Source organism: Enterococcus sp. 1001283B150225_161107_E12 (genome assembly GCF_015556925.1).
Classification (GTDB): Bacteria; Bacillota; Bacilli; order Lactobacillales; family Enterococcaceae; genus Enterococcus_B; species Enterococcus_B mundtii.
Genome location: NZ_JADNNI010000003.1, coordinates 138649 through 162468, shown reverse-complemented (window position 1 = coordinate 162468; position 23820 = coordinate 138649). Strand labels below are relative to the sequence as shown.

General features: G+C 39.2%; 22 protein-coding genes. 4 read left to right on the top strand and 18 right to left on the bottom strand.

Annotated elements, in window-relative coordinates:
* Window positions 1-17 precede the first annotated feature (17 nt).
* Window positions 18-2636 (top strand): pyruvate, phosphate dikinase, encoded by a 2619-nt coding sequence (ppdK, locus tag I2F89_RS03890; protein ID WP_195513521.1) that lies wholly within the window; start codon window positions 18-20, stop codon window positions 2634-2636.
* 104 nt (window positions 2637-2740) lie between these two features.
* On the opposite strand, the gene rsgA is transcribed toward ppdK, so the two are convergent.
* From rsgA to rpsP, 7 genes are all read right to left on the bottom strand, one after another.
* On the bottom strand, window positions 2741-3712 hold the full coding sequence (gene rsgA, locus I2F89_RS03885) for a ribosome small subunit-dependent GTPase A (protein WP_195513518.1): 972 nt from the start codon (window positions 3710-3712) through the stop codon (window positions 2741-2743).
* A gap of 315 nt (window positions 3713-4027) precedes the next feature.
* On the bottom strand, window positions 4028-4375 hold the full coding sequence (rplS, locus tag I2F89_RS03880) for a 50S ribosomal protein L19 (RefSeq protein ID WP_002286913.1): 348 nt from the start codon (window positions 4373-4375) through the stop codon (window positions 4028-4030).
* 145 nt (window positions 4376-4520) lie between these two features.
* On the bottom strand, window positions 4521-5258 hold the full coding sequence (gene trmD, locus I2F89_RS03875; protein WP_195513595.1) for a tRNA (guanosine(37)-N1)-methyltransferase TrmD: 738 nt from the start codon (window positions 5256-5258) through the stop codon (window positions 4521-4523).
* Entirely contained in the window at window positions 5248-5772 is a 525-nt protein-coding gene (gene rimM / locus I2F89_RS03870; RefSeq protein ID WP_010735009.1) for a ribosome maturation factor RimM, read from the bottom strand. Before rimM ends, trmD begins: the two co-directional genes overlap by 11 nt.
* 125 nt (window positions 5773-5897) lie before the next feature.
* Window positions 5898-6725 (bottom strand): hypothetical protein, encoded by an 828-nt coding sequence (locus tag I2F89_RS03865; protein WP_142433336.1) that lies wholly within the window; start codon window positions 6723-6725, stop codon window positions 5898-5900.
* A gap of 104 nt (window positions 6726-6829) precedes the next feature.
* Window positions 6830-7078 carry a KH domain-containing protein gene (locus I2F89_RS03860; RefSeq protein ID WP_019722767.1) on the bottom strand — a complete coding sequence of 83 codons (249 nt, stop codon included), beginning with the start codon at window positions 7076-7078 and terminating at the stop codon, window positions 6830-6832.
* Window positions 7079-7089: 11 nt separating this feature from the next.
* A complete protein-coding gene (rpsP, locus tag I2F89_RS03855; protein WP_010735006.1) occupies window positions 7090-7365 on the bottom strand; it encodes a 30S ribosomal protein S16 in 276 nt (91 codons plus the stop codon).
* Window positions 7366-7682: 317 nt separating this feature from the next.
* Between rpsP and I2F89_RS03850 the strand changes: the two genes are divergently transcribed.
* Window positions 7683-8237, top strand: a complete 555-nt coding sequence (locus I2F89_RS03850) for an NADPH-dependent FMN reductase (protein WP_066025729.1) — start codon at window positions 7683-7685, stop codon at window positions 8235-8237.
* Window positions 8238-8304: 67 nt separating this feature from the next.
* Here I2F89_RS03850 and I2F89_RS03845 read toward each other — a convergent pair whose 3' ends face one another.
* The 5 genes from I2F89_RS03845 to I2F89_RS03825 form a co-directional block, all read right to left on the bottom strand.
* Complete coding sequence (locus tag I2F89_RS03845; protein WP_115358010.1) at window positions 8305-8838, bottom strand: dihydrofolate reductase family protein; 534 nt, start codon at window positions 8836-8838, stop codon at window positions 8305-8307.
* A 14-nt stretch (window positions 8839-8852) separates the two neighbouring features.
* Window positions 8853-9416: a DNA-3-methyladenine glycosylase I gene (locus tag I2F89_RS03840; RefSeq protein ID WP_074799519.1), complete on the bottom strand. Its 564-nt coding sequence runs from the start codon at window positions 9414-9416 to the stop codon at window positions 8853-8855.
* Between the two features lie 96 nt (window positions 9417-9512).
* On the bottom strand, window positions 9513-10931 hold the full coding sequence (gene ffh / locus I2F89_RS03835) for a signal recognition particle protein (RefSeq protein ID WP_010735002.1): 1419 nt from the start codon (window positions 10929-10931) through the stop codon (window positions 9513-9515).
* Between the two features lie 20 nt (window positions 10932-10951).
* Window positions 10952-11290 (bottom strand): putative DNA-binding protein, encoded by a 339-nt coding sequence (locus I2F89_RS03830; RefSeq protein WP_010735001.1) that lies wholly within the window; start codon window positions 11288-11290, stop codon window positions 10952-10954.
* The gene (locus I2F89_RS03825) at window positions 11280-11753 is read right to left on the bottom strand and encodes a DUF523 domain-containing protein (RefSeq protein WP_071867494.1); all 474 of its coding nucleotides are present in this window, start codon (window positions 11751-11753) and stop codon (window positions 11280-11282) included. The genes I2F89_RS03830 and I2F89_RS03825 overlap by 11 nt, the downstream gene beginning before the upstream one ends.
* 127 nt (window positions 11754-11880) lie before the next feature.
* Between I2F89_RS03825 and I2F89_RS03820 the strand changes: the two genes are divergently transcribed.
* Both I2F89_RS03820 and I2F89_RS03815 read left to right on the top strand, forming a co-directional pair.
* Window positions 11881-12585 carry a response regulator transcription factor gene (locus I2F89_RS03820; RefSeq protein ID WP_010734999.1) on the top strand — a complete coding sequence of 235 codons (705 nt, stop codon included), beginning with the start codon at window positions 11881-11883 and terminating at the stop codon, window positions 12583-12585.
* Window positions 12582-14324 (top strand): sensor histidine kinase, encoded by a 1743-nt coding sequence (locus I2F89_RS03815; protein ID WP_195513516.1) that lies wholly within the window; start codon window positions 12582-12584, stop codon window positions 14322-14324. Before I2F89_RS03820 ends, I2F89_RS03815 begins: the two co-directional genes overlap by 4 nt.
* A gap of 100 nt (window positions 14325-14424) precedes the next feature.
* Here the strand turns inward: I2F89_RS03815 and I2F89_RS03810 are convergent, their stop codons facing one another.
* The 6 genes from I2F89_RS03810 to copB form a co-directional block, all read right to left on the bottom strand.
* Window positions 14425-16878 carry a cation-translocating P-type ATPase gene (locus I2F89_RS03810; protein WP_195513514.1) on the bottom strand — a complete coding sequence of 818 codons (2454 nt, stop codon included), beginning with the start codon at window positions 16876-16878 and terminating at the stop codon, window positions 14425-14427.
* Window positions 16879-17103: 225 nt separating this feature from the next.
* The gene (locus tag I2F89_RS03805) at window positions 17104-17988 is read right to left on the bottom strand and encodes a phosphate ABC transporter substrate-binding protein PstS family protein (RefSeq protein ID WP_086334935.1); all 885 of its coding nucleotides are present in this window, start codon (window positions 17986-17988) and stop codon (window positions 17104-17106) included.
* A gap of 141 nt (window positions 17989-18129) precedes the next feature.
* Window positions 18130-18600, bottom strand: a complete 471-nt coding sequence (locus I2F89_RS03800) for a hypothetical protein (RefSeq protein ID WP_010734995.1) — start codon at window positions 18598-18600, stop codon at window positions 18130-18132.
* A gap of 696 nt (window positions 18601-19296) precedes the next feature.
* Window positions 19297-19878 carry a prevent-host-death protein gene (locus I2F89_RS03795; protein ID WP_071867489.1) on the bottom strand — a complete coding sequence of 194 codons (582 nt, stop codon included), beginning with the start codon at window positions 19876-19878 and terminating at the stop codon, window positions 19297-19299.
* A gap of 42 nt (window positions 19879-19920) precedes the next feature.
* Window positions 19921-21243, bottom strand: a complete 1323-nt coding sequence (locus tag I2F89_RS03790) for a hypothetical protein (RefSeq protein ID WP_195513512.1) — start codon at window positions 21241-21243, stop codon at window positions 19921-19923.
* Between the two features lie 391 nt (window positions 21244-21634).
* On the bottom strand, window positions 21635-23800 hold the full coding sequence (copB, locus tag I2F89_RS03785; RefSeq protein WP_324250203.1) for a copper/silver-translocating P-type ATPase CopB: 2166 nt from the start codon (window positions 23798-23800) through the stop codon (window positions 21635-21637).
* Window positions 23801-23820 lie beyond the last annotated feature (20 nt).

Below are 23820 nucleotides of genomic sequence, written 5' to 3'. Positions count from 1 at the left end.
CAATGGAGGCTTATCATATGGTAAAATGGATCTATGACTTTAACGAAGGCAGAAGCAAAGATAAAGCATTATTGGGTGGAAAAGGTGCAAATCTAGCGGAGATGACTCACTTAGGATTGCCTGTTCCTTCTGGCTTTACCCTGACTACAGAAAGTTGTATGCGCTATCTTAAAAATACCGCTTTCTTTGATCAACAATTGATAACAGAGATTCAAACAGCTATCGAACGGCTAGAAGTAAAAACAAACAAGTCATTTACGAACGATGATGAGCTATTGCTAGTTTCTGTAAGGAGTGGTGCAGTCTTTTCTATGCCTGGTATGATGGATACGATCCTCAATCTAGGTCTAAATGATTCACGTGTCCATGCTTTAGCTGAGCAAACTAGTTTAGCTTTTGCTTATGATTGCTACCGTCGTTTGTTGCAAATGTTTGGCGATGTCGTCTACGGTATCCCCAAAGAAAAATTCAATCTTCTACTCACAAATGCAGAAAAAGAAATCAATAAAACGGTTAATGATTTCAACGAACAACAACAGTTAGCATTGATCAAAAATTATAAAGAGCTATTTATCAAACATAATAAAGTTTTCCCTCAACATCCTATGGATCAGCTAAAAGAAGCAATCCAAGCGGTCTTCCACTCTTGGAACAATCCACGAGCAAACGTTTATCGAGAGTTACATGGTATCTCTCATCATTTAGGCACGGCTGTCAATGTCCAAGAAATGGTTTTTGGAAATAGCGGAAATGAAAGCGGTACAGGTGTCGTCTTTACCAGAAATCCCGCTACAGGTGACAATCAGCTTTTTGGTGAATTTTTGCTGGATGCACAAGGAGAAGACGTTGTCGCTGGCATTCGCACGCCTCAACCGATCCAAGAGCTTAGTGAGCGATTACCTAATGTCTACCAAGATTTCTTGCACTACGCACAAATGCTAGAACTCCATTACAAAGATATGCAAGATATCGAATTTACCGTTGAACAGGGAAAGCTATTTATTTTACAAACAAGAAATGGCAAGCGCACAGCTAAAGCTGCTTTAAAGATTGCGACTGACTTAGTAGACGAGAACGTTCTTTCAAAAGAAGAGGCTTTGATGCGAGTGGAAGCAGAAATGATCGACCAGTTAATTCATCCGATTTTTAAACCTGAAGCCCTCGAACAAGCAACACCATTTGCTCAAGGCTTACCTGCAAGTCCCGGAGCTGCCACAGGTGAGATCGTCTTTACTGCCGAAAAAGCAAAAGAACGATATGAACAAGGAAATAAGGTCATCTTAGTTCGTCACGAAACCTCTCCAGAAGATATCGAAGGAATGATCGTTAGTGAAGCCATCGTCACTAGTCGTGGCGGGATGACCTCTCATGCCGCTGTCGTCGCTCGTGGGATGGGCACTTGTTGCGTGACTGGTACGGAAACCTTGACGATCGACGAAGAAGCAAAAACTGTAACAACAAATGACATTCGGCTAAAAGAAGGCGATATTCTCTCCGTCAATGGCAATACAGGCGAGATTTACTTAGGCGAACTTCCTACAGTTGTCGCTGAAAACAATCAGGACCTTACTTTATTTTTATCTTGGGCTGATGAACTCGCCGACTTAGAAGTGCGCGCCAATGCTGAAACGTTGACTGATTTAACCACTGCTCTTGATTTTGGGGCTACAGGTATCGGATTAGCAAGGACCGAGCATATGTTTTTCGGAGAAGATCGTATTTTAGAAATGCGCCGCTTGATTTTAGCAGAAGATCACCGAGAAATGGAAACAGCTTTGACAAAATTGCTGGCATTTCAAGAAAATGATTTTTATCAGATGTTCCAAACGATCCGAGATAAACCAATGGTCATTCGCCTACTTGACCCACCGATGCACGAGTTTCTTCCCCATGAGGCACCAGACATTGCGAATTTAGCAGACAAACTGGACCGATCAGTCAATGAACTGACAGCAAAGATCGAGTATTTGAAAGAAACCAATCCGATGTTAGGTCACCGTGGGTGTCGCTTAGGGATCACTACACCTGAAATCTATCAGATGCAAGTCAAAGCAATCATTCAAAGTGCGATTCGGCTAGTACAAGAAGGGATACCAGTTGTTCCAGAAATCATGATCCCATTGATTGCTGAAAAAGAAGAACTAATGCACCTTAAAGCTTTATTGATCGAAACGATTGAAGCAACTTTCAACGCACAAAACATCATACCATTTCCTTACGAGATCGGTACGATGATCGAGTTACCTCGTGCTTGTTTGATTGCCGATCAATTAGCAGAACAAGCTGATTTCTTCAGTTTCGGTACAAATGATCTCACTCAAATGACCTATGGATTTTCTCGAGATGATATTGGAAAATTCATCAATCGCTACCAAGAAAAAGCGATCATGACCCATGATCCATTTCAACATTTAGATCAACAAGGTGTTGGTCAATTGATCAAACTCGCTGTTTCTAATGCACGACGAACCAAACCAACGATGACGATCGGCATTTGTGGTGAAGTCGGTGGAGACCCTCAATCCATTCCCTTCTTTCAAGCCATTGGAATCGACTATGTCTCCTGCTCTCCTTACCGGATTCCAGCTGCTCGATTAGCTGTGGCTCAAGCAGCTATCCGTAGCCGTCCGTCTTAATTATTTATTTCTTTGTATCTAGTTTTAAAAAAGTAACCACAGCCAACGTATCGAACGTTTTAGGCTGTGGTTACTTCTTTAGAGCGATATTATTTTACCGTGAGCTATTTTCTTTTTCTTCTGTTCTTCAGCTTCTCCTTTTCACGGATTCTCTTTTCTTGAAAGAGCAGTTCTTTCTGCAATTTCAAATAGTTCCTATAGCGATTTTCTGATAGCTCTCCACTGTCGATTGCTTGCTTGATTGCACAGTCTTTTTCGCGATTATGCCGACAATTCCTGAATCGGCACTTGAAAGAGAGTTGAACAATATCCTCAAATTGGCTATCTAACTGCTCTTCTTGAAATGGTTGGAATTCTCGCATCCCTGGAGTATCGATCAAAAAACCACCGGTTGGTAACGTGAGTAATTCTCTATGTGTCGTTGTATGGCGGCCTCTATCATCCTCTTCTCTGATTACTGAAACGTGCATTGTTTCAGCCTTCATCAACCGATTGACGAGGGTTGATTTCCCCACGCCGGAGGAACCAACAAGTGCGCCCGTTTTTCCGTCTGCTAATAAGTCTGCGATTTGTTGGATACCTTGTTCATTGTCAAAACTAGTCACAATAATATCTGTTTTTAACGTATAAAGTGGCACGAGAAATAAGTCAATCGTCGGACATAAGTCAGCTTTCGTAAGAATGACTATTGGTTTTGCGCCACTTTGTTTACCAGCAACTAAATAGCGTTCGATTCTTCGCAGATTGAAATCATTATTCAAACTACTGACAATAAAGAGCCAATCGATATTCGTTGCGATGATCTGTTCGTCGGAACGATTTCCTGCTGTTTTTCTAGAAAACTTTGAGAAACGTTCATCAACGGAATGGATAATACCTTTATTATCAGGTAACAGTTGAAATTTCACCCAATCGCCAACAACAGGTAACTCACTTTGAGAAGTCGATTGGTGTTTTAAAGAACCAGATAATTTAGCTGAGATCTCTTGATCATTGCTTAGGATCTGATAACTACTTCCATAACTAATTATAACTCTTCCACGAATCAGTGAAACATGATATTTATTTGTTGTCATATTGATACTCCTTTGATAGTTAGAAATAAAAAAACTTCATGACCCGCTCATTTGCGAAATCACAAAGTTATCAACATTCAATCACTATCGTCAGCATTTACGATCAATACTAGACAACGATCCATGGTGAGTATGATAAATTCAAGTTCACAAAGAGCTTCGGTTGGTTGATATTTTTTTTCATTATACTCACCTTCTTTCGTTTGATTTCATTTTTACTATAGCATAGCTGATAGACTTGCGTAAACAGATTTCGAACGATAAAAAAGAACCCTTGAAAATTCAAGGGTTCTTCCTCTGTCTGATAATAACAAATTAACGACGGATTTCTTTGATACGAGCTGCTTTTCCGTGTAATGCACGTAGGTAGTACAATTTCGCACGACGTACTTTACCGTAACGGACAACTTCGATTTTTGCAACACGTGGTGTGTGCAATGGGAATGTACGCTCAACGCCTACACCGTTAGAAACTTTACGTACTGTATAAGTTTCGCTGATTCCAGCACCACGGCGTTTGATTACAACACCTTCAAATAACTGGATACGTTCACGAGTACCTTCGACAACTTTCGCATGAACACGTACAGTGTCACCAGGGCGGAAAGCTGGAATGTCAGAACGTAGTTGTTCTTTTGTTAATTCTTCGATTAATGGATTCATTGTTTTCTTCTCCTTATTCCAAACATTCTTATGAGTAATTTCTCACAGCGGAACATCGTAATAGTTAAGTGTTTTTACACTCACCATAGAATACTATCATATTCTATGGTGAGTGTAAAGAAAATTTTCATTTATTTGTTGCAACTCAAGCTTCTTCTTTTTTGATCTCCGCTAGCATTTTTTCCATTTGCGGTGTCATGTCTAATTTTTCTAACATGTCTGGACGTCGAAGATATGTCCGGCGTAAGGATTCTTTTAGTTGCCATTCTTCAATCAATTTATGGTTACCATTGGTCAATACTTCTGGTACTTTCATATCGTTGAATTCTGCTGGTCTCGTATATTGAGGATGTTCCAACAAGCCAGTAGAATGCGAGTCTGTTTGGGCAGATGTTTGATTACCTAAAACATCCGGCAATAGCCGAACGGTCGCATCGATCATGACCATGGCACCTAACTCTCCACCGGTCAGTACATAATCTCCCAATGAGACTTCATCAGTTACGAGCGAACGGATGCGCTCATCATAGCCTTCATAGTGGCCACAAATAAAGATCAGGTGCTCTTCTTCCGAAAATTCTTCTGCCATTTTTTGATTGAACGGTTGACCAGCTGGATCAAGTAAAATCACCCGTTTCTTAGTCTCTGGATGTTTTTCTTCGATGGCTTTGATATTGTCATAGATGGGTTGGACTTTCAATAACATCCCTGCTCCACCACCATAAGGATAGTCATCGACCGTTTGGTGTTTGTTGTCCGAATACTCACGGAAATTAGAAACATTGATTTCTAACAATTCTTTTGCTACTGCTTTACCAATGATCGATTCCCCCATCGGGCCTTCAAACATTCGCGGAAACAGAGTCAACACGTCAATCTTCATCATCGATCAATCCTTCTAATAATGTCACACGAACCAAGCCATTTTCAAGATCGACTTCTTGAACGACGGAATCGATATACGGGATCAGTGCATCTTTTTTCTTTGGTCGTTGGATGACCCAAACATCATTTGCGCCTGGAGATAAAATCTCTTTGATCTTTCCTAGTTCTTTCTCGTTTTCATCAATGACCTTTAAGCCAATGATTTCATGGTAGTAATATTCATTTTCTGTCAATTCAACTAAGTTTTCTTTTGATACACGTAAGATACCATCACGGTATTTTTCAACGTCATTGATGGAAGGATGATTCTCAAAGCTGAGTAAATCAAAGTTTTTATGTTTACGGTGACTTTTTACAGTCAATTCTACAGGAGCTTTTCCTTCTTGGAAGAGTGTCAAAACTTCACCTTTTTTGTAACGTTCTTCAGGGAAATCTGTGGTTGAGATGACACGGACTTCGCCTTTGATTCCTTGGGTATTGACAATCTTGCCAACATTTAGATATTCAGTCAACTTTTGTCCTCATTTCTTTCATGATTCTTGTCACTCTGCTTGGTCACGATTTGCTTTTGGACTCAGAGTGTTCTATCGTTTCCTGTCTATTTTAGCATGTGGTTCTTGGCAATTCTAGTCTTCTTTTATTGTTGTTCCATGGAAACAGCCATTTTTAATGCATTCATCGAATCTTGATTCGTGATCGTATAGACAGTGGTTGGTTGTTGCCAAATGATCCGAGTATTTTGATTGGTGCCATCGGTCATATTGATTTCGATCGTTCCGACTTTTTCCGGTGCAGGTAAGCGGGCAGACTCCAAGTAAGTCACGATCTGTTTCGCCAAAGGTACAGGATCTTGTCCGTCAATATTGCTGGCACGTATTCGTAACCGCCAATTTCCTTCTTGCCATTCAAGAATCGAAGAACCGGCAGCACCTTGTTGATAACCGACAATGTTATAGCCGAGATCGACTTGTCTTCCTCCAGTATCGACCGTAAATGGCTGAATCGTGTTCAGTGTTTCTTGGGAAGATGCAAAGTCATCTTGATAAAGGTAAGAAGCGATTGGTTCTGCTTGGTTCAATGAGGCGTCGTTTAGTGGTAGCGCTTGTTCTGATTGATAGTATAAGACAGAAAAGCCTTGTTTTGTCATCGTTGCTGCGATGTTCAAGTTAGATGACCCAACTGGGATCTCTTTTGGCATCGGTGTGTCTGGATACTCTTTTTGCAATTGCTCAAAGGCAGTTTGCGTCGAATTTTCTTGTGTGCTCGTGCTTGTTTCAGCTGATGATGCTGTTGAAGCTGTTGTCTCCTGACTACTTGTGGAAGATGCCCCTATCTCTTCCTTTGAAGTAGTTGTTTCTGTCGTACGAACTGTTTCATTTGTCGTTTCTTGACTCGTTTCACTTGGTGATTGACAAGCACCGAGTAAAGCGACAGCGAATAAGCTGATCAAACCTATTTTTTTCATTTGAAACACTCCTCTCTTACTATTAAGGATACGCTTTGTACCTGTTTTTGCCAAATATGATCTCTAAAGAACACAAAAAAACTGTTTCGCGAAAACGAAACAGTTTATTCTTTATTGTCGATGATATTCAAACGCACTTTTTTCGGTGCATTGATTCGTACTCCGTAAACGATCGTGCGGATTGCTTTCGCAACGCGCCCTTGTTTACCGATGATACGACCGATATCTTCGGGAGCCACAGTTAGATTGTATTCGTAAAAATCTTCCGATTCAACGACTTCTAGCTGGACTTGATCAGGATAAGTAACTAACGGACGAACGATTGTTAAGACTAATTCGCTTAAATCTTTCATATCCGGTCACCTTATTTCTTTGAGAATTTAGCTTCATGATGTTTTTTCATAACGCCTTCTTTTGAAAGGATGTTACGTACTGTATCTGAAGGTTGTGCACCTTTTGATAACCAGTCAAGTACTAAATCTTCTTTTAAAACTACTTCTGCAGGGTCTTTCAAAGGGTTGTAAGTACCTACAGTTTCGATGAAACGTCCATCACGAGGAGAACGTGAATCAGCTACGACGATACGGTAAAAAGGACTCTTTTTAGAACCCATACGTTTTAAACGGATTTTAACTGCCATTATATATTTCCACCTCCATTGTTTTATTCACAAGATGTAGTGTACCAGTTTTTTTTTACCCTGTAAAGCTTTTTTTCTTTACAGTCTGATTTTTTTCTATTTTTATTCTTTCTCTAAGTAGTTAATGTCCTTTTCTACGGATTTCTTCTTACTTTTTTGAATCATCATGATTGAACATAAGAAGCTTGTAAATCCCCTATCCATAAACATTTCTTATGTTTTCGATCACATAATAAAATAACCCAAGTGTTTTTATTTGCTCAGTTTACTTATTTTTTGTAAGATAAATATAGAAAGATTGAAGGAGGAATTGTTTTATGACAAAAAAAATTGGTTTTTTCATCGGAAGTTTAAGAAAAGATTCATACAATAAGAAAGTTGCAGAAACTTTTGCGGACTTATTACCGGAAGGATACGAGAGCGTATTTGTAAAAATCGATGACCTTCCTTTTTATAACGAAGATATCGAAACACCTGAGCAAACACCTACAGAATGGACACGTTTCCGTGAAGAAGTCAAAGATCTAGACGGCGTGATCTTTGTTACTCCTGAGTACAACCGCTCAGTGCCAGCTGTATTGAAAAATGCCTTGGATGTTGGTTCTCGTCCTTATGGTCAAAGTGTCTGGGATAAGAAACCTGGTTTAGTGGTCACTGCTTCTCCTGGTGGAGTCGGTGGTTTTGGCGCAAATCATCACTTACGTCAATCATTAGTCTTTTTAAATGTCCCAACATTACAACAACCAGAAGCCTATATCGGAAATATCACTAACTTACTTGATGAAGATGGCAACATTATCCAAGGAACCGTTGATTTCTTCCAAACGATTTTAGATGCGTATCTAGATTTCGCTGGAAAATTGAACGCTTGATGTCTTGCTATTTTTACAAAAAAAACCACGAAACAGCATGTTGTTTCGTGGTTTTTTGTGTGACCTACTATTCTTTGTGCCCTTCTTTACGATAGTGTAGCTCAATAAACTCGCCAAAGCGTTTCGTGTCCACCAATTGATACCGCTGTACATAATCTCCTTCTTGAAAAAGACGAATCCCTTTCCCAAGTAATACAGGCGCAATTTGAATGTACCATTCATCGATCAGTTGCTGTTCAATGATTGGTTTGAGCAAACGACCGCCACCAACTACCCAGATCCTTTGTTCACTTGATTCCTTCAACTCCTTGATAAAGCTTACGGGATCTTCGTGAACGACCCTAGCATCCTCTAACTTCAATTCTTTGTCTGTTGAAAAGACATAATTGGTTTTTTCTGGATAGATCTTGGCTGTATCTAAATATTTTTTGGCTTCTTGATACGTTTTTCTGCCCATGATCGTTGTATCGATGGTTTGATAAAATGCATCATAGGTTGTTTTTTCCCCAGTAGGCGTATCGAAGAGCCATTGCAAGTCATCATTAATTGTTGCTAGATAGCCATCCATACTGATTGCTCCGTAAAAAATGATCTTAGACATTTCATCTTTCTCCTTTAGCGAGTGACTTCTTGGTGGCGAAAACATGTGATCAGGTGATCGTTGATGATCCCTACCGCTTCTAAAAAGGCATAAATGGTCGTACTTCCAATAAATTTGAAACCGCGTTTTTTCAAGTCCTTTGAGATGCGATCAGAGAGTTCACTAGTAGTTGGCACTTCACTTTGGTCTTGGTAGTTTCCGATCACGACTTCGCCATTGACAAAAGACCAGAGGTAATCAGAAAAACTCAGTCCGGTTGCTCGCATGGCTAAAATAGCTTGTGCGTTAGCGATTGCCGCTTCAATTTTCCGGCGATTGCGGATGATTCCTTTATTGCTCATCAATTCTTCGATTTTTTCTTTAGTATAGCTAGCGACTTTTTCGAGTTCAAACTGGTCGTAAGCCTCATCGAAAGCTTGGCTCTTGTTCAAGATCGTTTGCCAGCTGAGACCTGCTTGATTGATATCAAGCATTAATTTACGGTACAGTCGTTGGTCATCATATTCAGGTACTCCCCAAATCGTATCATGGTACTCACGCATCATTTCAGTTGATTCACTCCATGGACAGCGTTGCATCGACTCACTCCTTTTGGGATTTTCAGACAATGTATGAAAAAACTCCGAAGACAAAATTAAATACGTCTTCGAAGCTTTTTTGCACTTGATTACTGTTTATTTCTTTTTCTTCTTTTTCTTTTTATTTTTCTTCATCATGCGATTCATCGCCATTTTTCCTAGCTTACCTTTGACACCGGTACCGAACATTTGGTCCATGCCAGGAATATTCATATCCCCTTTAGACATTTGTTGCATCATCTTACGGGATTCTTTGAATTGTTTGATCATACGATTGACTTCCACTACGCTGTTCCCTGAACCAGCAGCAATTCTGCGTCGGCGGCTTGGATTCAATAGGTCTGGGTTTTCACGTTCTGCAGGTGTCATCGAATAAACCATTGCTTTTTTACGCTCAACATCTTTCGGATCAACTTTGATATTTTCGATTCCTGGCATCTGATTCATTCCTGGGATCATTTTTAATAAGTCTTCGATTGGGCCCATACCCATGACTTGATCCAATTGTTCAATGAAATCATTGAAGTCAAATGAGTTCTCACGCATTTTTTGCGCAAGCTCTTCTGCTTTTTTCTCATCATAGTCTTGTTGCGCTTTTTCGATCAGCGTCAACATATCCCCCATACCAAGGATACGACTTGCCATACGATCTGGATGGAAGACTTCTAAGTCAGTCAGCTTTTCACCAGAACCGATGAACTTGATTGGTGCACCGGTCACTGAACGAATCGATAGCGCCGCTCCCCCACGTGTGTCTCCATCTAATTTTGTGATGACGACCCCGGTGATCCCTAATTGTTGATTGAAGCTATCCGCAACGTTGACGGCATCTTGACCAGTCATCGCATCGACAACGAGTAGGATTTCGTTAGGTTGTGTCAAGTCTTTGATTTGTTTTAATTCATCCATCAATGTTTCATCAATGTGTAAACGTCCGGCTGTATCGATCAATACGTAATCATTTTTCTTTTCTTTCGCGAGTTCCATCCCTTGACGAACGATTTCTACAGGACTCACATCTGTTCCCATATCAAAAACCGGAACATCCAATTGCTGTCCTAAAACTTTTAACTGGTCGATGGCAGCAGGACGGTACACGTCACCTGCAATCAATAAGGGACGAGCATTTTCATTTTTCTTTAAATAATTCGCTAATTTACCAGTAAACGTTGTTTTACCTGCCCCTTGCAAACCAGCCATCATGATGACAGTCGGGATTTTTGGAGATTTAGTCAATTCGACCGTTTCTGAACCCAAAGTGATCGTTAACTCTTCATCCACGATCTTTACGATTTGTTGTGCTGGAGAAAGACTATCAAGTACTTCTGCTCCAACTGCACGTTCGCGCACACGTTTCGTAAAATCTTTGACTACTTGTAAGTTGACATCGGCTTCTAATAGCGCAAGACGGATCTCGCGCATCATTTCCTTGACGTCAGCTTCAGAGACTTTTCCTTTTTTTCGTAACTTTGACATCGCCTGTTGTAGGCGTTCAGTTAAGCTTTCAAATGCCATATTTTATTCATTCCTTTTTGTTATTCTTCGATTTCTTGAATTTTTTTGATGTATCCTTGCAGCGTTTGATCTTCAGGATACTGTTCATTGATATAGTTCGTCAATTCTGTCAACAACTGTTCACGAACGACATAATCAGAAAAAAGGTGGAGTTTTTTTTCGTAATTCTCCAAGATCTTGCTCGTTCGTTTGATATTATCATAAACTGCTTGGCGACTGACCTCATATTCTTCAGCGATTTCTCCAAGTGAAAAATCATCTGCATAATATAATTCCATATAATTCATTTGTTTCTCAGTCAACAGTGTCGAATAAAATTCAAAAAGAGCATTCATCCGATTGGTTTTCTCAATTTCCATTCAACTCACCTCGTTGATCCATCCACTCTTCTTCTGAGCAGACACTGATTTTTTGTTGGAGAAAATAGGCGGTTGCTACGCCAATGCCTTCTTTCAGACTACCAGTGAAACTACCATCATAGATAGTTGATGAGCCGCAGGAAGGACTATTTGCTTTTAAGATCAACGTTGAGATCTGCTTTTCCTTGAGTACTTGATAAGCATTGATCGCACCATTTTTATAAGCTTCTGTAACATCTTTTCCAGAGATCGTCATGACCTTAGCCTGATGATCCCAGACATCAAACCCATCACCACCAACGATTTCTGCTGGTTCTCTTGGAATGGGCAAACCTCCTGCTACTTCTGGACAGATCACGATTGCTTGACCTTCTGTCACGAGTTTTTTTAAGGCAGGGATTGTTTGTTCCCGGCCATCATAGCGACATGAGACGCCACCTAAACAAGCACTGATACCGATCATCGGACATTTTCTCCTTTAGCTGAGCAAATTGCTTTTATATTATACCATTTATTTAGCTGGTTAAATAGTCCTTGCCCCCGATTCTGTGCTAAAATAAAGGAGATGAAATTTATCAAAAGGAGAATTTATGAAAAAAGTACTAGTTGTTGATGACGAACCCTCAATTGTAACATTACTGACATTCAATCTTGAAAAAGAAGGATATAAAGTAACCAGTGCTGCAGATGGTCAAGAAGGTCTTGATCTTGCATTGGAACATTCATATGATTTCATTATTTTAGATGTGATGCTTCCTTCGATCGATGGCATCGCGATCACACAAAAGCTCCGTCAAGAAAAAAATGATACACCTATATTGATCCTAACAGCTAAAGATGATCAAGTCGATCGAATCATCGGACTGGAGATCGGTGCGGATGATTATTTGACGAAACCTTTCAGCCCTCGGGAAGTCCTTGCACGGATGAAAGCCATCTTTCGTCGGATCGAGCCCCGTAAAACTCAATCTGATGAGGCAGAACCAGAATACTTATCGATTGGACAAATCAAAGCCGACTTGACGAATTATCAAGTGACGATCGAGGACCAACCGATCGAACTTACGCCGAAAGAATTTGAGTTGCTTGTTTATTTCATGAAACGCAAAGATCGAGTGATCGACCGAGATACACTGTTGGATCGTATCTGGAATTTTGATTTTTCTGGACAAAGTCGTATTGTTGATGTCCATGTCAGTCATTTACGTGAAAAAATCGAGCGTGATCCGAAACATCCTAAATATTTACTGACTGTTCGGGGCTTTGGTTATAAATTCCAGGAACCAAAACGATGAAAAAACAATGGAAAAAATTCTCCGAGCGCTTGTTTTTTCTCATCTTGTTGCTTGGCTTATTTTTTGGTGGATGGCAGATCATCTCCCATTATTTCCAACAACAGATCATTGAACAACAAGAAAGTTATTTGACTAAAAAAGCGCAGTTATTGGCTCGTCAACTAGATGTCGAGAATCCTACTTCTGCTAGTAATAAAACAGTTCTGGATGAATTTGTCCATCAATCCAATGAACGAGTGACGTTGATCGATCAAACTGGCACGATCATTTATGACACAGAAGAATCTTCTTTGCATGAACAAAGAAAAACACGCCCGGAAATCAAAGCGATCTTAGAAGGAAGTACGCTTGGTACTTCTCTTCGTAAGAGTACGACATTGAATGAAGAATTACTTTATGTCGCCTTGCCCATCAAAGTCAATGGAAAATTGGTAGCGATCATTCGCATCGCTGAACCTACAAGTGGCTTTCTTCCTCGTACGGAAAGTTTTCGCCGTTGGGTATTCGGTTTCTTCTTGGTTTTCTTTCTTTTATTGACATTTATGATCTACTACCTGATTTACCAACGAAACCAACCACTCAAAACAGTGATTCCTGTTTTGAAAAAAATGGTCAAGAACCCGGAACAAACGGAGATCATCATGCAGACTTCTGATCAATGGGAAGAATTATACCAGACGATCAATGGCTTGAGTGAACAGATGACCAAAATGTATCGCGCTTATACGACGACGGAGGAACAATTATACAGCTTGTTGAATGAATTGATGATCGGTGTCTTTCTGATTGACTCCAATGCCACACTGCGCCTGCTTAATCCAAAAATGCAAGTCCATCTAGGTGTGAAAGATTATCAAGAAAATCAACATTACACAGAAGTGATCCGCGAACCAAAATTGATTCAATTGATCCATCAAGTTTCTCCGTCTGAACCGATCGTTCATCAAGAAGTCACGATTGCTGACGGTACGCAAACACTGGATATCAGCTTGCGTTATTTCAGTAGTTCAGAGGATACTGGACAAATTTTAGGTGTTGCTTATGATCTGACAAAAGTCAGACATTTAGAAAAAATGCAAAAAGATTTTGTCGGCAATGTCTCACATGAATTAAAAACACCTGTCACTTCTTTGATTGGGTTTACTGAGACTTTACTGGACGGTGCAAAAGAGGACCCCGACACACTGACTGAATTTCTATTGATCATGCAAAAAGATGCGATTCGTTTAGATAAGCTTATCCGAGAAATTATTCAGTTATCAAAAGACGAAGAGAGTTTACATGAAACCCAAACGATCTATATGGAGCCTTATTTCCAACAGGTGATCCAAAGCTATCAACCAATGATTCGGAAAAAACAGTTGACGATCAAATTGATTGGAGAAAATACTGCCTTTACGACACATCCTGATTTGCTTTACCCGATCATCAAAAACTTGTTTGAAAACGCGATCCAATATTCAAAAGAAGAAAGTGAGATCATCCTTCGCTACGAAAGCCACGATCAGCTGATTTTCTCTGTACAAGATTTTGGTATTGGTATCGATCGCGAAGATCAAGAACGCATCTTTGAACGTTTTTATCGTGTAGATAAAGCGCGTAGTCGTCATTCAGGTGGTACAGGATTAGGATTGTCGATCGTGAAAGAATACGTGAATTTACTTCATGGCACGGTGGAAATCAAGAGTCACCCTGGTATCGGCTCTACCTTTATTGTGACGATCCCTAAAATCAATTAATCGTGGGCCTGATAGGTATAAATGAAATAAGCGTCAACATCCAAGAACATTTCTGTTTTAGGAGGTTGACGCTATCTTTTTGTATACAATAAGTCTTGGCTCACTTCTTGAAAAAGGGAAATACTTTTCTCCAACGTTTTTTCGTACGTGTCGCATCGATCTTATCTAAATGCAAATATTTTTCCACGAAAAAGGTCAACTGACGAAAGATGGATTCTGCTGCGAAAAAGAGCATGACCACCATTAAGATAGACACTGGAGAAATGGCTGATATTGAAAATAGTTTATGCAAGAAGACAACAGAAAAGACGATTCCACTTGCACAAAATAGCATGATCCGTGTTCGAAATTGGTTCAATGGTTGACAGATTTTATAAAGGACTAAAAAGCCAACAACAATCAACAACATGGTAGAAGCTGTCGATGTATCCGTTTTGTTCAGATTTAAAATCGAACCACCCACGACTAAAGCGCCTACCACCATCATATCAGTCAGCCCCCCCGGAATAGCTTTTTCCAAGACATTCTCAATGAATCGGCCTTTGATCCGGTTCTCATTTTCTTCCAAAGCTAATAAAAAGGAAGGCAACCCGATCGTGAATAAACTGATCAATGTGATTTGTGAAGGTTCTAATGGATAAGTGAATGCAAAGAGAACAGAAAAAACAGACAGTAAAAATGAAAAGATATTTTTTACTAAGAAAAGACTGGCAGAACGTTCGATATTGTTTACGACACGCCGTCCTTCGCCAACAATCTCTGGCATTTTAGAAAAATCTGATTCCAACAAGACCACTTGTGCCGCTTGCATCGTCGCTTCATTCCCTGATGCCATCGCAATGCTACAATCGGCTTCTTTCATCGCCAAGATATCATTTACCCCATCCCCAGTCATCGCCACTGTATGCTTCTCTTTTAGTAAACGGACAAATTCCTTTTTTTGTTCTGGTTTGACACGGCCAAAGACAGTATATTTTTCCATGGCTTCTGGAAATTCTTCTTCCCTTAACGAGGAGACATCCACATATTGCTCCGCGTTTGAAATACCCGCTTGTGTGGCAACATGAGAAACTGTCGCTGGGTTATCACCAGAAATCACTTTGATAGCAACTTCTTGTTTCTTAAAGTAATTAAACGTTGCTTTCGCTTCTTGACGGATCGGATTAGCAATCAATAAATAACCTAACGGGATAACGGCTTCTTCCAAGTCTTCTTGTGACAGTACCCCTTGGTATTCACCGAAAACTAATACCCGATAGCCTTGTTCCGTATACGCGCTAAATTCAGAAGCATAACTCGTGAACGCTTCGCGTAAGACCATTTCTGGTGCTCCAAGGACATACGTTTTATCCGTAAATGTCACGCTGCTATATTTTCTCACAGAAGAAAAGGGTAAACTTGCTGTTGCCTCCCTGTCAGAATGCTTCGTGAAGTAATTTTTGATTGCTTGCATCGTTTCATTGTCAGCTTCGATTGCCTGTGCGTAGTCACCAAGTAATTCATCCAACTGATCTGCTGTTTGTTTTGCTAAAGAATTTTCAGGAATCAGCACACGTTGAACGTCCATTGCATTTTCAGTGATTGTTCCTGTTTTATCGACACATAATACATCCACTCGTGCTAACGTCTCGATGCTTTTCATGTCATGCAGCAACACTTGTTGTTTTGCTAAGCGCGTCGCACTCATTGCTAGTGCAATCGTTGTGAGTAGGTACAGCCCTTCAGGAATCATGCCGATCAACGCAGCTTCCATCGAAACAATACTCTCTCTTAATGTATTGCCATTGTAAAAGTAACTTTGAGAAAATAAAGTCAATCCAATAGGAATAATAATGATTCCCACCCATTTGATGATCTTATCTAACGAAGCAATCATCTCTGATTGTTCTCCAGTACCCATTTCTTTTGCTTGCATCGTTAATTTGGCAATATAAGATTCATTGCCAACTCGTGTCAACTGAACTTTTGCTTTACCCGTAACGATGAAGCTTCCTGACATTAATTCATCGCCGATTTCCTTACTTATCTCATCCGCTTCACCAGTCAATAACGCTTCATTCACTTGTAGATTACCTTCTATGATCTTTCCATCTGCGGGGATCTGGTCTCCTGTTTTTAGAATGACGAGATCATCTAGAACTAACTCTTCGATAGTTATCTTCTGTTCTTGACCATTCCGTAATACTTTGACTGTTGCGGCATGTAACATGCTCAACTGATCTAAAATTTTCTTGGAATGGATCTCTTGATAGATCGCAATGCCAGTATTTGCCAATATGACAGGTAAAAAAGTCAAATTTTTATAGGAATTGACGACACACAATAAAATCGCTAGGACTAAAAAAATCAGATTGAAATAAGTAAAGACATTTTCCATCACGATTTGTTTGTTCGTTTTAAATGTAGGACTCGTTGCTTGATTGACAGCGCCAACACGTATTCGCTCTTGGACCTGTTTCTCTGTCAGCCCTTCATTTTTGTTAGGATCGATGCGTTCTAATTGTGCCAACATTTGCTGTATCTGTTTTTCTCGCTGCTTTTCTTTTCTTTTCATAACTAATCCCTCAACTTTTTTTCTACTCTTTAACCATACGTCATTTTGCCAAATAAATCCTCAGATATAACTGATATTCTTCTTTCAAAACTGTCATATGGAAAAAAACGAAAACGTAGAGTGAGCAATAAACTAAAAAAAGCTTAGATCCTCAACGAGGAACTAAGCTTAATAATCAATGGTAGTCGTTATGAATAAACATGTGATTGAAAGATGTATTCAATCTTATGATAAGTTACCTTCTGCGTCACGTTCAACTTTCATCATGCTGATCGGTAGGTAGCCTAAATCTTGTACTGGTCCTTCTTGAACGGCATCAGTCATCATGAAGTCTAAGAACTTCTTCACTTCTGGTTCTGGTTCGCCATTTGTATACATATGCTCATAAGACCAAATTTCCCAGCTATTGTCTGAGACATTTTCAGGAGTTGGTTCTACACCGTTGATTTTCAACGCTTGAGTAGAATCATCTAAATAAGAGAAAGCTAAATAGCTGATCGCACCTGGTGTTTGTGAAACGATTTGACGAACTGTTCCTGATGAATCTTGTTCTTGAGATTGTATTGGTACAGCGCCATCTAATGCCCAGTATTCAAAGGTTGCACGAGTGCCACTTCCGTTTGCACGGTTGATGACATTGATTTCTTGATCTGCTCCGCCTAGTTCACTCCAGTTAGTGATCTTACCAGTGAAGATCTCGATCAATTGTTCTTTTGTAATATCTTCAACGCCTGTATCTTTATTTACGATTGGTGCCATTCCAACAACTGCTACACGATGGTCTACCAATTTACTTGCATCGATCCCATCTCTTTGTTCTGCAAATACATCAGAGTTTCCGATTGTTACAGCACCTGACGCTACTTGACTAAGACCTGTTCCACTTCCGCCACCTTGAACAGAAATCTGATAGTTGGGGTTATCTTGTGTAAACATTTCTTGTGCAGCATCAACTAAAGGTTGCAAAGCGGTTGAACCGACCGCTACGATTTTTACTTGATCATCTGAACTAGCCGAGTTGCTTGCTGATCCATCCGTACTTCCTGAACCAGAACCACATCCAGCTAAGATAAAACCTAATACTCCTAAAGAAAATAAAACTTTTTTCATTTATATGCCCCTTTCTTAGTTACAAATTGATTGTATCAGGGTACTGTAAATCCTAGATATTGAATATGTAAAGTTATTGTTAAGTTGTGTAAATATATCGTAAAACAAAAAAACGTCCGAAAATGGACGTCCTACAAAAAACTATATCTTTTCTATCAGTAAGGATTGTTCACGGATCTCTGTATAATAGAATAGGCCAACTGCTAACGCAAAGGAAGCAATCGCTACATAAAAACAAGGTTTGATGGTCAAAAAATACATCGCAGAATAGCTTGTATCTTTTAGTCCACTTTCACTTAATCCATTCGGACCGATGATGATCCTCGGTAATATCGAGAAATAAGATGTAAAGACCAGCATAGAAGAAAACTGGATCAAATGCCAATTATACTTTTTTATAAATGTTTTTGAAACGATCAAATTCACACTGATCAAAAAATAAAAAAGGGTCAATGTCGGAAAATTTTTGGAAATAATAAAGCCACTTCCATTGATGATGCCAAGAATCTCGGCACCTTGTACCACTGCATTCACCCATGTAAAAGGCAAAAGAAAAATTGGGAAAAACCAAAGAAACAAATACAATTGTTCTAGTTTTATTCTCTTTTTCATACAAAACCTCCCAAAAGACACTCCATCTATCATACTATATTCTATTTCTCTAAAAAAACTGAGGGGAAAGACTAGTTTTTTAAGAATAAAGCAATGAGAGTTTATTCATTTTATTCAGAATATTTCAAAAAAGAATTGATTATTCATTGTTTGATTTTACAATAAAAACCAAAGGGAAATGATTTGGAGGAATGTACCTTTGCGATTATTTTACATAAAAAAAACAATCTACTTATTGATGTGTGTGCCTTATTTTTATCTCGCTCTACTTTTTGATTATTATTATCATTCAGTCATCCTATTTATATTATTGATATTTTGGGCTTTTTTTCTTGGTTTTACGTTGAGGCGAACCAATCGTTTAAAAACATTGTTTCTTGGCAATCTTTGTTCTACGAGCACCTCTTATTTATTTTTTGCTAAATGTACAGAATGGCATTTTTTGTATCATCCTTTTTCACCTGAACAGATCATCTTACTGCTCGCTGGTATTTACTTATTTCCACAGTTATTAGGGATCATCTGGGGTAGCATATTCGCGCGTTATCGTAGACATACTCACTTTTAATGACAAACAAAGTAAAGCATCCACAACAGCTGTGAACTGTCCTCAGATGCTTTACTTTTATTTTTATGCTCTATTTTACCTAGTTGTAATGTTTGATAAATAAATTATCGTCAATACTTCGCAACTTATTATATTTCATGTAAATAGATTTTCTTGATGATCAGCTTATCGAATAGTTGCGATTGACTATCTTGTTCACCGATGATCTCTGCGATCACGATTTTACCATTTGGTTTTTTCCTTAATTGGTAATTGATTTTACCCGTTTCTGTTAATTCATTGAGCATATCAACAACCCCGCCAAAACCAGTTTTCTTCGTAATGAATCCTAATGCTACCATTCGTTCATCAAGATTTTTAGCAGAGATAGACACACCTGTAACTAAATATTGTTTTAAGACGCTAACCAATTCATCTAACGATTCAGAAGTGGATACGATGGCCGTGCGATTTTTTGTGAATGGTTCGTTTGTCGCTGATCCATTTGTTTTTGTCTCTTCTGTTTCTGTCGCAATGAGTTGGCGAAGCGTGGCTAATTCTTGCAACAACGTTTCATATTGCTCTTGGGTCAACATCACACCAGCAACTTTTTCACGATTAAAAATATATACGCCTGTTTCAGCTTTTCTAGCTTGGTCAAACACATCCATCGGCGATCTTTTAACTTCTGTAATCGAAGATGTAGGTACTTCTAGTTTCTTTAATTCCAATGGATTTTCCTCCTTTGTTTTTCCAGTCCATTATAGCATATTCTAGCGCTCGATGATTCGTTTACTCGTAAAAGTTATCTTTGTGTTGATCCAATAATCGATGTCTGATAATAGTCTTTCGATTCCTAGTGAATCTTGATAAAAATATGTTTTCTGATCATTAGTGAGACTAGCAGAAAAAAAGTGATCTGTGATGACAAGTTGAGCATAACTAGGTGGCTTACTTCTGGTACATACATGGATCGATGTTCGTTTACGATGACGTAACGTTTTATCTAAGATGGCTGCAAGTCGTCTAGCTTCTTCGTGGTCATAGCGAAAAAAGAACACGATTTTCACTTCCGGTGCATACATCTCCAAATAGCCTCGTTCATTCAATAATTTCAGCAACATCTTTGCCCAATCGGTCGTTGGCTGAAACAAAGCTTGTTGTAAAGCGATACGAAACTGGTTTGATTTCTCAATGAAATTAGGGATCGTGTCTGCCAATGCTTTGTAGGCAACGGCTTCTTCATGGATAAAGCGATCATGAAGACCAATTGAATATTTCAACCACTCTTGGAATAGTACTCTTGTTATTTTCTTTTTGTTGGAACTTTCAAAATCATTCGTCAACCAAAATAATGAATCTAATTTTTCAGTAACAATCGATAATTTTTGATAGACGGAGGTTTTTTCGATCTTTTCCCACCGCTTGTCTGTGATCAAATGGCTATTCAGTCGCAGGATAGCCCGATAATTCTTTTCTTTTGTCGGAAGCTTTTGTTCAGAGCGAAAGAGTAGTTCTGGAAAAATCTCATAGAAGAACAATTGATGATTTGTAAAAATCTCAATATCTGTATGTTTGGGACGATGATCTAGAAGTTGGATGAATAGTTCTGAAAATGTTTGATCATGGTCTTCCTTAAAAAAAGTTGGGAACTCTTTGAGAAAGCAAAAAAGTAAATATCTGATTTTTCGTTCAGAACCATAGATTTGCTGCTTTTTATAGGAAAAAGAAAGATGATAATCCCCTAACCATTTTTTCAATCGTTCTTGTGCGGAACGATCATATTCGAAGGAGTATTCCCTTTGTAAAATCAGATCCCGTAGTAAACAGAACGAATCCGATCGGATCAAAAATTCAAACAAAAGAAATGGTTCATTGTATGCTTGGTGGTAGACGAGTTGGACTTCTTTTTTATCATACGCTAGTTCTAAGGGATAATCCTCTGATTTCAATCGCTTCAAATAACGATCGATCGTTTTGACATCAACATCCATCCTTTTTGCTAAGTCGCTTTTCTTCCATGTTAGATCTTTCATTTGGTTGATCAGTAAAAAGATATTCTGTGCATTTTTTGTTAGTAATGTTTGCCAATTCATTGCTTAACCTCACTCTATCAATAGTTTTTCCAGAGTGGCTCATCAATACTCTGAAAATGTCTCTTATATAAAGTACGCAAAGAAATATTTTTTGTTTTTCTTATTTTACTAATTTACAAAATTAACCAGAAATTAATCCAAAGTCTCTCGTTTGTGTAAATCGTACCAATGACAAAAAAAGGAAGTAGGACCTTAGTTCCCTCCCTCCATTTAAAAACGAATAGACGGCGAGAACAGAAGTAACCTCAAGATATAAGACGCCAGCCACAAAAATTTGAAGAACAATTTTCGTGGCCGGCGCCTTATATCTTGAGGTTGAACACTTCTGTCCCGACCTCCCATTGACATAGTCATATTCACTCTTTATTCAATAATTATTTACTAAAAATGATCATTCTTTGATCTTCAACGTCAACGCATTCAATGCTACAACTACGGTACTCAATGACATCAAGACAGCTCCAATCGCTGGGCTTAACAAAATTCCGATGGGTGCAAGAATCCCTGCTGCTAAAGGAATGGCAAGAATGTTGTAACCCGCTCCCCACCATAGATTTTGGATCATTTTCTTTCTCGTTTGTTTAGCTAGATCCAAGAAATGCAAGATATCTTTTGGGTCACTGTTGATCAAAACAACATCCGCTGAATCGATCGCAATATCGGTTCCTGCTCCAATCGCCATCCCGATCGTTGCACGTGCTAAACTTGGGGCGTCGTTGATTCCGTCACCGACCATGATGACTTTTTTTCCTTGTTCCTGATAACGTTTGACGATGTCTTCCTTGTCATTTGGTAAAAGCCCACCATAAAACTCTTCGATACCTAAGTATTGCGCGACCACTTCTGCAGCATGTTGATTATCACCAGTCAACATCACCGGAGTGATCTTTCTTTCTTTGAGACTTTGAATAAAGGTTTTTGCTTCTGCTTTGATGATGTCACCTAATGCCACTAATCCGACTAAACGATCATCGATCAATAGAAAACTAACTGTATTCCCTTGCTCTTCGTAAGGCGTTAGTCGTTCCTTTTCAATTTCAATTCCTAAACGTTTGATTTCTTTTTCGTTGACTACTTTTACATTCTTATCTGCTACTGTTCCAGTTAAGCCAACCCCTGAAAGATTTTTTTGATTTTCTGCTTGATAAGGAGAAATATTCTGTTCCTTCAAATAACGCATGATCCCAATGGCTAATGGATGATTGGCGTTCGCTTCTAAGGCACCTAAATATTTCAATAGTTCTTCTTGAGGATAATCATCGTCTAAGCTTTCGATATCAGTGACGGTGAATTTTCCTTCCGTCAACGTACCTGTTTTATCCAGCATGATGACATCTAACTCATTAGCTTGTTCTAAGGCGCGACGACTTTTAAGCAACAACCCATTTTTAGCAGCAATCGACGTCGAACGTGCAACAACTAAAGGAATCGCCAAACCTAACGCATGAGGACAGGCAATAATGAAGACGGTGACCATCCGTTCTAAAGCAGTTGGTAAATCGGTTAAAAAGAGCCACACAACAAATGCCAATAGGCCGGCGATCAATGCGACATAAAACAACCATTTGGCTACTTTGTCAGATAAAGATTCTAGTTTTGACTTTTCACCTTGTGCTTGACGGACCATATCCATGACTTTGGCTAAATAGCTATTTTCACCAGTTCCAGTCACTTCGATCTCAATAGTGCCGTCTCCATTGATCGAACCACCGATCACTGGATCAGATGTTTGCTTTTTGACCCCTTTGGATTCGCCAGTTACGGCAGATTCGTCCACGATCGTTTCACCTTTCAGGATCTTCCCATCCGTTGGCATTTTATCTCCTGCTCGAACGACTAAATGATCGCCCTCTTTGACCTCTTTTAAAGAAATTGTCTTTTCTGTCCCATCTGTACGTAATCGTTTGACCGTTTCCGGTAATAATTCTGCTAATTTCTGTAACGCATTACTTGCATTAGAAACGGCACTCATTTCAATCCAGTGTCCTAACAACATGATGACGATCAACGTCGCCAATTCCCAGAAGAAGTCCATCACATGAGTATGGGGATTGATGAGATTTGCGATAAAAGAATAGACACTATAAACATAGGCGACACTGATTCCCATAGCAATCAAGGTCATCATTGCTGGACTTTTTTGTTTCAATTCCATTTTAGCACCACTTAAAAAGGGTTGTCCGCCATAGATGAATAAGATGGTCGCCAAGATCAAGACGAGCCAATCAGAGCCAGGAAAAGTCACTTGAAAGGGGAATTCCATGCCCATCATGGGAGAAAACAAGATGATCGGAATCGCTAGCAACAAGGACAACCAAAATTTTTGTTTAAAATTCCCCATGTGCATCGAATGATCCATCCCGCCACTCATATGGTCATGATGATCCATGGAACTATGATCCATTGAGTGATGCTCATGTGCCATGCTCTCGTGGTTCATTTTTGTATGGTCCATACTCGTATGATCCATTTTATGGTGTGTCATGTTCTTTTGTTGCTTCATTTCATCATGATGATGCTCGTGCATCGTTTGTTTTTTTTGCTCGTTCATTTTCATTCTGTCCTTTCCTTTGTTGA

Bases quoted from the DNA above. Each gene is read 5' to 3' on its own strand.
- ppdK (WP_195513521.1), top strand. From the start codon at position 18: ATGGTAAAATGGATCTATGACTTTAACGAAGGCAGAAGCAAAGATAAA.
- rsgA (WP_195513518.1), bottom strand. From the start codon at position 3,712: ATGACAACAAATAAATATCATGTTTCACTGATTCGTGGAAGAGTTATA.
- rplS (WP_002286913.1), bottom strand. From the start codon at position 4,375: ATGAATCCATTAATCGAAGAATTAACAAAAGAACAACTACGTTCTGAC.
- trmD (WP_195513595.1), bottom strand. From the start codon at position 5,258: ATGAAGATTGACGTGTTGACTCTGTTTCCGCGAATGTTTGAAGGCCCG.
- I2F89_RS03865 (WP_142433336.1), bottom strand. From the start codon at position 6,725: ATGAAAAAAATAGGTTTGATCAGCTTATTCGCTGTCGCTTTACTCGGT.
- I2F89_RS03860 (WP_019722767.1), bottom strand. From the start codon at position 7,078: ATGAAAGATTTAAGCGAATTAGTCTTAACAATCGTTCGTCCGTTAGTT.
- rpsP (WP_010735006.1), bottom strand. From the start codon at position 7,365: ATGGCAGTTAAAATCCGTTTAAAACGTATGGGTTCTAAAAAGAGTCCT.
- I2F89_RS03850 (WP_066025729.1), top strand. From the start codon at position 7,683: ATGACAAAAAAAATTGGTTTTTTCATCGGAAGTTTAAGAAAAGATTCA.
- I2F89_RS03845 (WP_115358010.1), bottom strand. From the start codon at position 8,838: ATGTCTAAGATCATTTTTTACGGAGCAATCAGTATGGATGGCTATCTA.
- I2F89_RS03840 (WP_074799519.1), bottom strand. From the start codon at position 9,416: ATGCAACGCTGTCCATGGAGTGAATCAACTGAAATGATGCGTGAGTAC.
- ffh (WP_010735002.1), bottom strand. From the start codon at position 10,931: ATGGCATTTGAAAGCTTAACTGAACGCCTACAACAGGCGATGTCAAAG.
- I2F89_RS03830 (WP_010735001.1), bottom strand. From the start codon at position 11,290: ATGGAAATTGAGAAAACCAATCGGATGAATGCTCTTTTTGAATTTTAT.
- I2F89_RS03825 (WP_071867494.1), bottom strand. From the start codon at position 11,753: ATGATCGGTATCAGTGCTTGTTTAGGTGGCGTCTCATGTCGCTATGAT.
- I2F89_RS03820 (WP_010734999.1), top strand. From the start codon at position 11,881: ATGAAAAAAGTACTAGTTGTTGATGACGAACCCTCAATTGTAACATTA.
- I2F89_RS03815 (WP_195513516.1), top strand. From the start codon at position 12,582: ATGAAAAAACAATGGAAAAAATTCTCCGAGCGCTTGTTTTTTCTCATC.
- I2F89_RS03810 (WP_195513514.1), bottom strand. From the start codon at position 16,878: ATGAAAAGAAAAGAAAAGCAGCGAGAAAAACAGATACAGCAAATGTTG.
- I2F89_RS03805 (WP_086334935.1), bottom strand. From the start codon at position 17,988: ATGAAAAAAGTTTTATTTTCTTTAGGAGTATTAGGTTTTATCTTAGCT.
- I2F89_RS03800 (WP_010734995.1), bottom strand. From the start codon at position 18,600: ATGAAAAAGAGAATAAAACTAGAACAATTGTATTTGTTTCTTTGGTTT.
- I2F89_RS03790 (WP_195513512.1), bottom strand. From the start codon at position 21,243: ATGAATTGGCAAACATTACTAACAAAAAATGCACAGAATATCTTTTTA.
- copB (WP_324250203.1), bottom strand. From the start codon at position 23,800: ATGAAAATGAACGAGCAAAAAAAACAAACGATGCACGAGCATCATCAT.